General features: G+C 74.2%; 9 protein-coding genes and 1 riboswitch. Of the genes, 5 read left to right on the top strand and 4 right to left on the bottom strand.

What is annotated here, in order from left to right; all coding sequences use genetic code 11:
• Positions 1–50: 50 nt before the first annotated feature.
• Complete coding sequence (gene guaA, locus ACFRCR_RS12585; RefSeq protein ID WP_377677947.1) at positions 51–1,628, bottom strand: glutamine-hydrolyzing GMP synthase; 1,578 nt, start codon at positions 1,626–1,628, stop codon at positions 51–53.
• 73 nt (positions 1,629–1,701) lie between these two features.
• The gene (gene thiE, locus ACFRCR_RS12580) at positions 1,702–2,322 is read right to left on the bottom strand and encodes a thiamine phosphate synthase (RefSeq protein ID WP_377677950.1); all 621 of its coding nucleotides are present in this window, start codon (positions 2,320–2,322) and stop codon (positions 1,702–1,704) included.
• 213 nt (positions 2,323–2,535) lie between these two features.
• Positions 2,536–2,613, top strand: a riboswitch (TPP riboswitch).
• A 6-nt stretch (positions 2,614–2,619) separates the two neighbouring features.
• Between thiE and thiO the strand changes: the two genes are divergently transcribed.
• The 3 genes from thiO to ACFRCR_RS12565 all read left to right on the top strand — a co-directional run bounded on the left by thiO (position 2,620) and on the right by ACFRCR_RS12565 (position 5,019).
• Complete coding sequence (thiO, locus tag ACFRCR_RS12575) at positions 2,620–3,915, top strand: glycine oxidase ThiO (protein WP_377677945.1); 1,296 nt, start codon at positions 2,620–2,622, stop codon at positions 3,913–3,915.
• Positions 3,912–4,142 carry a sulfur carrier protein ThiS gene (gene thiS / locus ACFRCR_RS12570; protein WP_377677944.1) on the top strand — a complete coding sequence of 77 codons (231 nt, stop codon included), beginning with the start codon at positions 3,912–3,914 and terminating at the stop codon, positions 4,140–4,142. The genes thiO and thiS overlap by 4 nt, the downstream gene beginning before the upstream one ends.
• A gap of 67 nt (positions 4,143–4,209) precedes the next feature.
• Positions 4,210–5,019: a thiazole synthase gene (locus ACFRCR_RS12565; protein ID WP_377677948.1), complete on the top strand. Its 810-nt coding sequence runs from the start codon at positions 4,210–4,212 to the stop codon at positions 5,017–5,019.
• 93 nt (positions 5,020–5,112) lie between these two features.
• Here the strand turns inward: ACFRCR_RS12565 and moeB are convergent, their stop codons facing one another.
• The gene (moeB, locus tag ACFRCR_RS12560) at positions 5,113–6,417 is read right to left on the bottom strand and encodes a molybdopterin-synthase adenylyltransferase MoeB (protein WP_377677942.1); all 1,305 of its coding nucleotides are present in this window, start codon (positions 6,415–6,417) and stop codon (positions 5,113–5,115) included.
• Complete coding sequence (locus ACFRCR_RS12555) at positions 6,414–6,851, bottom strand: DUF3817 domain-containing protein (protein ID WP_377677941.1); 438 nt, start codon at positions 6,849–6,851, stop codon at positions 6,414–6,416. Before ACFRCR_RS12555 ends, moeB begins: the two co-directional genes overlap by 4 nt.
• 58 nt (positions 6,852–6,909) lie before the next feature.
• Here ACFRCR_RS12555 and ACFRCR_RS12550 point away from each other — a divergent pair, with 58 nt between their 5' ends.
• Together ACFRCR_RS12550 and ACFRCR_RS12545 are read left to right on the top strand one after the other, a co-directional pair.
• A complete protein-coding gene (locus tag ACFRCR_RS12550; RefSeq protein ID WP_377677939.1) occupies positions 6,910–8,745 on the top strand; it encodes an ABC transporter ATP-binding protein in 1,836 nt (611 codons plus the stop codon).
• The gene (locus tag ACFRCR_RS12545; protein ID WP_377677937.1) at positions 8,742–10,475 is read left to right on the top strand and encodes an ABC transporter ATP-binding protein; all 1,734 of its coding nucleotides are present in this window, start codon (positions 8,742–8,744) and stop codon (positions 10,473–10,475) included. The genes ACFRCR_RS12550 and ACFRCR_RS12545 overlap by 4 nt, the downstream gene beginning before the upstream one ends.
• Positions 10,476–10,507 lie beyond the last annotated feature (32 nt).

Here is a 10,507-nt window from a genome sequence, read left to right as displayed (position 1 = left end):
CACCCACAGATCGCTCTGCGGGTGCCGGCCCTTCGCGGCTCAGCGGGAGGTCACTCCCACTCGATGGTGCCCGGCGGCTTGCTCGTCACGTCGAGCACGACGCGGTTGACGTCCTTGACCTCGTTCGTGATGCGCGTCGAGATGGTCGCGAGGACGTCGTACGGCAGACGGGTCCAGTCCGCGGTCATGGCGTCCTCCGAGGAGACGGGGCGCAGCACGATCGGGTGACCGTAGGTGCGGCCGTCGCCCTGGACGCCGACCGAGCGGACGTCGGCCAGGAGCACCACGGGGCACTGCCAGATCTCGTCGTCCAGCCCGGCCTTCGTGAGCTCCTCGCGCGCGATCGCGTCGGCCGCGCGCAGGATCTCCAGGCGCTCGGCCGTGACCTCGCCGACGATGCGGATGCCGAGCCCGGGACCGGGGAACGGCTGACGGGCCACGATGACCTCGGGCACGCCGAGCTCGCGGCCCACGGCGCGCACCTCGTCCTTGAACAGGGCCCGCAACGGCTCGACGAGCGAGAACTGCAGGTCGTCGGGCAGGCCGCCCACGTTGTGGTGGCTCTTGATGTTCGCGGTGCCCTCGCCTCCGCCGGACTCGACGACGTCGGGGTACAGCGTGCCCTGCACGAGGAACTTGACCTCGCCACCGTGCTCGCCCGCGTCCGCGACGATGTCGCGCGCTGCCTGCTCGAACGCACGGATGAACTCGCGGCCGATGATCTTGCGCTTCGTCTCGGGGTCCGAGTGGCCCGCGAGCGCCGAGAGGAAGCGCTGCTTCTCGTCCATGACGACGAGCTTGACGCCCGTGGCGGCGACGAAGTCGCGCTCGACCTGCTCGACCTCGCCCGCACGCAGCAGGCCGTGGTCGACGAACACGCACGTGAGCTGGTCGCCCACGGCCTGCTGGACGAGGGCCGCGGCAACGGAGGAGTCGACGCCGCCGGACAGGCCGCAGATGACGCGGGCGTCCCCGACCTGCTCGCGGATGAGCGCGATCTGGTCGGCGATGACGTTGCCCGGCGTCCAGTCACCGGCGAGGCCGGCGCCCTGGTAGAGGAAGTTCTCGAGGGCCTTCTGGCCCAGCGGGGAGTGCTTGACCTCGGGGTGCCACTGCACGCCGTACAGGCGGCGCCCGGTGTCCTCGAACGCTGCGACCGGCGAGCCGGCCGAGGTCGCGAGGACCTCGAAGCCCTCGGGGGCCGCGTGCACGGCGTCGCCGTGGCTCATCCAGGCGGTCTGCTGGTCGGGCGAACCCGCGAGCAGCGCACCGGCCTGGCAGACCTCGACGGCCGTGCCGCCGTACTCGCTGAGGCCGGTCTGCGCGACCGTCCCGCCGAGCGCCTTGGCCATGGCCTGGAAGCCGTAGCAGATGCCCAGGACGGGCACGCCGGCCTCGAACAGCGCGGGGTCCACGAAGGGCGCGCCCTGCGCGTACACGGACGACGGACCGCCGGACAGGATGATCGCTGCCGGGTCCTTGGCGAGCATCTGCTCGACGGTGAAGGTGTGAGGGACGATCTCCGAGTACACCTTGGCCTCACGCACGCGACGCGCGATCAGCTGGGCGTACTGTGCGCCGAAGTCGACGACCAATACGGGCCGGGGGGCTGAGGGGGTGGGTGTCACCACCCCAGGATAGTTGGCTCGGCGCCGATCCCCGGCATCGGTCCACGACGTGCGACGGGGATCACTGCGCGCGTCAGGCGGGCAGTCGCCCGCGCAGCTCGCGTGCGGCCCGCTCGGGGTCGGCGGCGCCCGTGATCGCCCGGACCACGACGATGCGCTCGGCGCCCGCGTCGAGCACCTGGTCGAGCCTGTCGGCGTCGACTCCCCCGATCGCGAACCACGGCGTCGTCGGCCGGGTCGCCGCGACCTGTCGCAGCAGGTCGAGCCCGACGGCGTCGCGCCCCGGCTTCGTGGGCGTCGCCCAGAGGGGGCCGACGCAGAAGTAGTCGACCTCGGGATCAGCCTCTGCCGCCGCGGCCTGTGCGAGCGAGTGCGTCGAGCGCCCCAGGAGCGAGCCCGCGCCGAGGAGCGACCGGACCGCGGGCACGGGCAGGTCGCCCTGGCCCATGTGCACCACGGGAGCCCCGGTCAGCAGCGCGACGTCGGCCCGGTCGTTGACGGCCCACAGCGCCCCGTGCTCGGTCGCTACGCGCGCGACCGTCTCCTGGAGCTCGAGCTCGCGCGCGACGTCGAGCGTCTTGTCCCGGAGCTGGACCACGTCCACCCCGCCCGCGAGCGCCGCGTGCAGGAAGTCCTCGAGGTCGCCGCGCTCCTCGCGCGCGTCGGTGCACAGGTACAGCCGGGCGGCGCGCAGGCGCTCGACGGCGGCCTGGCGGGCCGCGTGCGGGGTGGCGTCGCGGTCGTCGGAGCGGTGGCGGGGCGCGGGGGGCTGTCGGCGCTCGGCGTCGCCGGTCGGGGCGGTGGTCACGGCGCCCAGGATAGGCACGGCCCGCGCGGCGCGCGGCCGTGGTGCACCCCGTGGTCGTGCCGCGGCCCGGCACCGGCCACGTTGTAGGGTGGCCGCGAAGCACGGGAGCCCCGCACGGGGCTGAGAGGGCGAGAGCCGACCGTCGAACCTGATCTGGGTCATGCCAGCGAAGGGAGCGAGCGCATGAGCGCAGCCCTGTCCACCGATCACCCCGCCGTGCCCGCGCGCCCACGAGGGCGCGACGGGGCTACCGGGCGCGCGGCGCCGTCGGGCCTCCCCCACGACCACCTGCCCGACGGCGTCGCGGACGTCCTCGTCGTGGGCGGCGGCATCGTGGGGCTCGCCGCGGCGTGGCGGGCCTCGCGTGCGGGGCGGCGTGTGACGGTCCTGGACCCCGCCCCGGGGGACGGCGCGACGCACGCCGCGGCCGGGATGCTCGCACCCGTGACGGAGGCCGACTTCGGGGAGCAGGCCGCGCTGCGCCTGGGCGCCGACTCCGCGGCGCGATGGTCCGCGTTCGCGGCCGAGCTCGAGGCGGACTCGGGGCTGGGCGTCGGGCTGCGGGCCACGGGCACGCTCACCCTGGCCTACGACGGCGACGACCTGGCGCTCGGGCGGCGCGTGCGTGCGCTGCAGGAGGCATGGGGGCTCGACTCGACCGAGATCACTGTCGCGGCCGCCCGGGAGCGCGAGCCGCTCGTCGGACAGCGCGTCGCTGGGGCGTTCTGGGCCCCGGGCGACCACCAGGTCGACCCGCGGGCCGTGCACCGCGCCCTGACCGCGGCCCTCGCGCAGGACCCGCGCGCCGCCGTCGTGCACCGCCGGGCCGTCCGGCTCCTGCGCTCGCCCGGGCCGGGTGCCCCCGTGACCGGGGCCCTCGACGACGCGGGCGTCGAGCACCGCGGGGGGACCGTGGTGCTCGCGGCCGGGGCGGACTCGGGAAGCCTGCTCGCGGGCGTCCCCGAGGTGTACGCCCCGACCCGTCCGGTGAAGGGGCAGACGCTGCGGCTCGACGCGCCGCCCTGGTTCACGCTCGACCACGTGGTCCGCGGGATCGTGCAAGGGCGTCCGGTGTACGTCGTACCGCGTACGCCCGGCCCCGACGGGCACCGCGAGGTCGTCGTCGGGGCGACGAGCGAGGAGCACCCCGACGACCGGCGTGCGACCGCGGGCGGCGTCTTCGCGCTCCTGCGGGACGCCCGTGCGCTCCTGCCCGGCCTCGACGAGCTCGCCCTGGTCGAGGTCACGCCGCGCGTGCGCCCGGGCACCCCGGACAACCTGCCGCTCCTGGGAACCACGAGCGTGCCCGGCCTGGTCCTCGCGACGGGCCACTACCGCAACGGCGTGCTGCTCGCCCCGGTCACGGGGGCCACGGTCGACGCGCTCCTCGCCGGGGACCCGCTGCCGCCCGCGGTCGCGGCGATCGACCCGATGCGCTTCTCCCCCACCCCTGTCGCGACCTCCCGGAGGACCACATGACCGGCACAGCACTCGTCAACGGCGAGCCCTACCCGCTCGCCACCCCCACGACCGTCGCAGCCCTCGTCGCCACGTTGCTGCCGGAGCTCGTCGGAGACACGGGCACCGTCCCCCGCGGCGTCGCGGTCGCGATCGACGACGCCGTGCTCCCACGCAGCACGTGGACGTCCACGGCACTGCGCGACGGCGACCGCGTCGAGGTCGTCACGGCGGTGCAGGGTGGTTGACACCCCGGACCGCGCGGCCGACGACTCCCTGGTCGTCGCGGGCGTCCCCCTCGGCTCCCGCCTCGTCATGGGCACGGGCGGCGCCGCCAACCTGCTCACCCTGGAGGAGGCGCTCGTCGCGTCCGGGACCGCGCTCACGACCGTCGCGATGCGGCGCGTCGCGCGCGTGCCGCCGCCGGGCGGGGCCGGTTCCGACGGCGGTACGGGCGAGACCGGCATCTGGGGCCTGCTCGATCGCCTCAGCATCCGTGCACTGCCCAACACGGCGGGCTGCTTCTCCGCCAAGGAGGCCGTCCTCACGGCCCACCTGGCCCGCGAGGCCTGCGGCACCGACTGGGTCAAGCTCGAGGTGATCGCCGACGACGTGACGCTGCTGCCCGACCCGATCGGGCTCGTCCACGCCGCCGAGACCCTGGTCCGCGACGGCTTCACCGTCCTGCCGTACACCAACGACGACCCGATCCTCGCGCGCCGCCTCGAGGACGTGGGCTGCGCGGCCGTCATGCCGCTGGGCGCCCCCATCGGCTCGGGGCTCGGCATCCTCAACCCGCGCAACATCGCAGCCATCGCGGCCGCGGCCCGCGTGCCCGTGATCCTGGACGCGGGGATCGGGACCGCCTCGGAGGCCGCGCACGCCCTCGAGCTCGGGTGCGACGGCGTGCTCCTCGCGACGGCCGTGACCCGTGCCGCCGACCCGGTGCGGATGGCCACGGCCATGCGGCTCGCGGTCGAGGCCGGGCGGCTCGCCGCGCTCGCGGGCCGCATCCCGCGCCGCGAGCAGGCGCTCGCGAGCTCCCCGGTCGACGGCATGGTGGGCCGGGCCGGGCTCACGGGGTCCGGCCTGCTGGGCGCCGGCAACCTGGACCTGGCGCTGTGACCGGTTTGACGAGGTAGACCCGTGTGCGCGAGGTAGACCTCCCGAGGGTCTACCTCGGGCGCACGGGTCTACCTCGGCGGACGGGGCCGACGGTCAGTAGGTCGGGCGTCCCGGCTCGACGTCCCGCACCCAGGCCAGGACCCCGCCCTCGACGTTGCGCGCGTCCACGCCCGCGGCCCGCGCAAGGCTCGCGACCCGGTCGGACCGGCCCCCGACCTTGCACAGCACCGCGACCGTCCGGTCACGCGGAAGGTCCGCGAGGGCCGCGGTCGCGCCGGGCCCCGCATAGACCCCGCTGGGCACCACCCGGGCGCCGTCGATCGCCACGATCTGCGTCTCCCACTCCTCGCGCACGTCGAGCAGCAGCAGGTCGTCGTCGGGGTCGGCGAGGCGGTCGGCGAGCTCGCGCGCCGTCAGGCTCGTGGGCGTCGGTCCTGCCGCTCCCGCCACCCGGGCGAGGTCGATGGCGAGGCGACCGTCCGCCGTCGGGCCGGAGAAGAGGCCCGTCCCGGAGGAGAGGCCCGACGGGACCTCGACAGGGCCCACGTCGCCCGCCGGGCTGAACCCGCAGAACGCCTCGTACGCGTGGTCGCCCGCCAGGAGCTCGGTCACGGGGACGCGCTGCGGGTCGGCGCGGATCGTGAGGTGACGCCACGTGAGCTCGAGCGAGTCGTAGACCGCGAGGCGGCCGAGGAGCGTGTTCCCCGCGCCGGTGATCAGCTTGATCGCCTCGGTCGCCATGACCGAGCCGACCGTGCCGCACATGGCACCCAGGACCCCGCCCGTCGCGCAGTCGGGCACGGTGCCGGGCGGTGGCGGCTCGGGGAACACGTCGCGGTAGACCACGCCCTCCCCGACCGCAGGCGCCGACCAGAAGACGCTGACCTGCCCCTGGAAGCGGAAGATCGAGCCCCACACGCACGGGATGCCCGCGATCTCGGCGGCATCGCCCACGAGGTAGCGGGTCGCGAAGTTGTCGGTCCCGTCGAGGACGACGTCATAGCCGTCGAGGACCGTCAGGACGTTGCTCGCGTCGAGCCGGTGCTCGTGCAGGCGGACGCTCACGTGCGGGTTGACCTCCGCGACGGCGTCACGCGCCGACTCCACCTTGGGCCGCCCCACGTCCGAGCCGCCGTGGATCACCTGGCGCTGGAGGTTGGAGACCTCGACGCGGTCGTCGTCGACGATGCCGATCGTCCCGACGCCGGCCGCGGCCAGGTAGAGCAGCGCGGGGCTGCCCAGCCCGCCCGCGCCCACGACCAGGACCCGCGCGGCGCGCAGCCGCTGCTGGCCCTCGACCCCGATCCCCGGCAGGGCCAGGTGCCGCGAGTAGCGGGCCAGCTCCTGCGGGGACAGTGGCTCGGTCGAGGGAGCGACCAGCGGCGGCAGCGAGGTCATCGGGCGTACTGCTCCACGAGGGCGTCGAGCTTGGCCTCGGCCTCGCGGTGAACCTTCTTCTCGAGGATGAAGGACATGACGGGCACGACGCCCGCGAAGACCATGGTCGCCAGGCGGCCCCAGCTCCAGCGCATCTTGGACCACAGGTCCAGGACCGTCACGAGGTAGACCACGTAGACCCAGCCGTGCGCGAACGGGATCCAGCCCACGAAGCGCATCACGCCGTCGACGTCGACGAACGCACCGACGCCGTACTTGACGATCATCTCGACGCACAGGATCAGGAGCATCACACCGGTGATGAGGGCCATCACGCGGTAGCGCTGGAGAGCGCCGCGGGCCTTGCGGACGGCGCGGTCGACGACCTCCTGCGACGGGGCGTCCGCCACGGCGTCGGAGGTCTTCTGCGAGCCGGCGGGGTCGGGCGTGGTCATGGGAAGGTTTCCTTACGCTGAGCGAAAATCCGTGGCCCGGTGTCGGTGGCCACACCTAATGTTAGTGACCGTGCGACCCCTCCCCCTCCCCGACCCGGGCACCCCTCCGCTCACCGGCCCCGGTGCCTTCCTCTGGTGGCTCGCGCGCCGCCAGTGGGGCATCCTCCTGGTCGCCGTCCTCCTCGGCATGGTCACGTTCGGGTGCCAGGCCGTCATGCCCTACGTGCTGGGCCGTGCGCTCGACGAGGGCCTCGACGAGGGCTTCGGCGCGGTCCTGCTCGGCTGGGCCGCGGTCATGCTGGGCATCGGCCTGGTCCAGGTGGGCGCGGCCGCCCTCGGCCACCGCTACGACATCGAGAACTGGCTGCGCTCGGCCTTCACCACCTCCCAGCTCGTGGGCGACACCGTCGCGCGCTCGGGGCACACGATCACCGACGAGCTCCCCACGGGAGAGGTCGTCTCGGCGGTCGCGTCGGACGCGCTGCGGGTGGGCGAGGTCTACGCGATCGCGGCCCGCTTCGCGGGCTCCCTCATGGCGTACGCCGTGGTCGCGGGGATCATGCTGAGCACGTCGCTCCAGCTGGGCCTCGTCGTGGTCCTCGGGCTGCCGGTCGTCGCGGGCATCCTCGCGTTCCTCGTCAAGCCCCTCCAGCAGCGTCAGGCCGCGCAGCGCGAGGCGTCGGGCCGGCTGACCACCCTGGGCGCGGACACCGTCTCGGGCCTGCGCATCCTGCGCGGCATCGGCGGCGAGAAGGTCTTCACGGACCGCTACCGCACCCAGTCGCAGGCCGTCCGCCAGACGGGTGTGCGCGTCGCGACCACGCAGTCCTACCTCGACGGGCTCCAGGTCCTGCTGCCCGGCCTGTTCGTCGCCCTGGTCCTGTACCTGGGCGCGCACGCGGCCGTGGCCGGGGACATCAGCCCGGGCCAGCTCGTCGCGTTCTACGGGTACGCGGCGTTCCTGTCGTGGCCGCTGCAGATCGCGACCCAGACGCTCCAGATCACGACGCGCGCCCACGTGGCCGCGAAGAAGCTCGTCAAGGTGCTCTCGGTGGTCCCCGCGACGGGCGCGACCCCGGGCACGGCGTCCGCGCCACCTGCCGGGTCGGTGCTGGTCGACGACACGAGCGGCGTCGAGCTCACGCCCGGCCGCGTCGTCGCGCTCGTGAGCGTGGACCCGGACGAGTCGGCGCGCATCGCCACGCGCATGGGCCGGTTCGACGACGTCGCGGAGGCGGGCACGCCCGTGCACCTGGGCGGGATCCGGCTCTCCGACCTCGACAAGGACGTGGTGCGCGAACGCATCGTCGTCGCCGAGGCCACGCCCCACCTGTTCTCGGGCGTGCTCGGCGAGGAGATCGACGTCCGCGGCGGGAGCCTCGAGGCCGAGCTCCTGCGGGCCGTCATGATCGCCGACGCGCACGACGTCCTGGACTCGGTGCCCGACGGCCTCGCGGGAGAGCTCCCCGAGAAGGGCCGCTCGCTGTCCGGCGGCCAGCGCCAGCGCGTCGCTCTGGCCCGCGCGATCCTCACCGACCCCGAGATCCTGGTGCTCGTCGAGCCCACGAGCGCGGTCGACGCCCACACCGAGGCCCGCATCGCCGAACGCCTCGCCGAGGTCCGGCGCGGGCGCACCACGCTCATCGTGACCGCGAGCCCGCTCGTGCTCGACCACGTCGACGACGTCCTGTTCGTCGAGGACGGCCGCGTCGTCACGCACGGGACGCACCGCGACCTCCTGCACCGCCCGCTCGACGCACACCAGGGCGAGGAGGCCGCACGCTACCGCGCCGTCGTCGGGCGCTCGATGGACGAGGCTCCCGCCGAACCCGACGACGACCACCTGCCCATGGGCTCCGCCGAGCTCACCGACGCCTCGAAGGGCGTGTCATGAAGCTCCCCGTCGCGGACGCCTCCCAGGTCCGCCAGCACACCGCCTACCTGGTCCGCGAGCACCGCAGGCCGCTCGTCGGCCTCGCGGTCCTGCACACCGTCGCGGCGATCGCGGGGCTCGCAGGCCCGTGGATCCTGGGCAGGCTCGTCGACGCGGTCGCCCAGGGCACCACCTCGGCCTACGTCAACCAGGTCATCGCGATCGGCGTGGGCGCGGTGCTCGTCCAGGCCGTCCTCATCCGCTACGCCCAGAAGTCCTCGATGATCTTCGGCGAGACGGTCTTCGCCGAGCTGCGCGAGGACTTCCTGGAGACGGTCACGACGCTGCCGCTGTCGACGGTCGAGCGCGCCGGCACGGGAGACCTCGTGGCGCGCACGACGAACGACGTCAACCGCATCCAGCACGCCGTGCGGTTCGGGGTGCCGCGCCTCATCGTCGCGGTCGTCACGATCCTGCTCACGGTCGTCGCGAGCATGCTCACCTCGCCCCTCGTGGCCGTGTCGCTGTTCCTGGGCGTCCCGCTCATGGTCGTCGTCTCGCGCTGGTACCTGCGGCGCGCCTCACCCGGGTACCAGCGTGAGTCCGCGGCGTACGCCGCGCTCAACGGCACCATCACCGAGTCGGTCGAGGGCGCCCGCACGGTCGACGCCCTGCGCCTGGGCGCCCGGCGCCGGGCCCGGGTCGAGGCGGACCTGCGGGAGGCCTTCGCGGCCGAGAAGTACACGCTGAACCTGCGCACGGTCCTGTTCCCCGCGGTCGACTTCACGTTCGTGCTCGCGCCCGTGGCGGTCATCGTGTGGGGCGGCTACATGCTCTCCACCGGGCACGCGACGATCGGCGCGGTGACGACCATCGCCATGTACGCGTTCCAGCTCGCGGGCCCCGTCTGGGAGCTCATCTTCTGGCTCGACGAGATCCAGGTCGCCGCGACCTCGCTCGCACGCATCGTGGGCGTCAAGCTCGTCGACAGCGACCGCGAGGCCGGGGACGAGGTGCCCACGGACGAGCACGTCGTGGCGAGGGACGTCGAGTACGCGTACCGCGAGGGGCACAACGTGCTGCACGGGATCGACCTCGACCTCGCGGTCGGCGAACGCCTGGCGGTCGTCGGCCCGTCGGGCGCGGGCAAGTCGACGCTCGGGCGCATGCTCGCGGGCATCCACCCGCCCACGGGTGGCTCCGTGACCGTGGGCGGCGTCGAGCTGGTCGACCTCCCGCTCGACGACCTGCGCCGTCACGTCGCCCTCGTCACGCAGGAGCACCACGTGTTCGTCGGGTCGCTCGCGGACAACCTGCGCCTGGCCGACGAGCACGCGGACGACGCCGCGCTCCTCGCGGCGCTCACCGCGGTCGACGCCCGGGGCTGGGTCGAGGCCCTGCCCGACGGGCTCGCGACCGAGGTCGGCTCGGGCGGTCACGTGCTCACGCCAGCGCAGGCGCAGCAGGTCGCGCTCGCGCGGCTCGTGCTGCTCGACCCGCACACCCTGATCCTCGACGAGGCGACGTCCCTGCTGGACCCGCGTGCGGCCCGGCACCTCGAGCGCTCGCTCAACGCCGTCCTCGAGGGGCGCACGGTCGTCGCGATCGCCCACCGCCTGCACACCGCGCACGACGCCGACCGGGTCGCGGTCGTCGACGGGGGACGCATCACCGAGATCGGGCCCCACGACGAGCTCGTCGCGGCGGGCGGCGACTACGCGCGCCTCTGGAGCTCCTGGCAGCAGGAGTAGCGGACCCCTCGCGCGGACGTTCAGGGCGTGGC

Source organism: Oerskovia sp. NPDC056781 (assembly GCF_042789955.1).
GTDB lineage: Bacteria > Actinomycetota > Actinomycetes > Actinomycetales > Cellulomonadaceae > Oerskovia > Oerskovia rustica.
The sequence above is the reverse complement of the archived record's forward strand: the minus strand, read 5'-3'. Positions and strand labels throughout refer to the sequence as shown.

Bases quoted from the DNA above. Each gene is read 5' to 3' on its own strand.
- thiO (WP_377677945.1), top strand. From the start codon at position 2,620: ATGAGCGCAGCCCTGTCCACCGATCACCCCGCCGTGCCCGCGCGCCCA.
- thiS (WP_377677944.1), top strand. From the start codon at position 3,912: ATGACCGGCACAGCACTCGTCAACGGCGAGCCCTACCCGCTCGCCACC.
- ACFRCR_RS12565 (WP_377677948.1), top strand. From the start codon at position 4,210: ATGGGCACGGGCGGCGCCGCCAACCTGCTCACCCTGGAGGAGGCGCTC.
- moeB (WP_377677942.1), bottom strand. From the start codon at position 6,417: ATGACCTCGCTGCCGCCGCTGGTCGCTCCCTCGACCGAGCCACTGTCC.
- ACFRCR_RS12555 (WP_377677941.1), bottom strand. From the start codon at position 6,851: ATGACCACGCCCGACCCCGCCGGCTCGCAGAAGACCTCCGACGCCGTG.
- ACFRCR_RS12550 (WP_377677939.1), top strand. From the start codon at position 6,910: ATGTTAGTGACCGTGCGACCCCTCCCCCTCCCCGACCCGGGCACCCCT.
- ACFRCR_RS12545 (WP_377677937.1), top strand. From the start codon at position 8,742: ATGAAGCTCCCCGTCGCGGACGCCTCCCAGGTCCGCCAGCACACCGCC.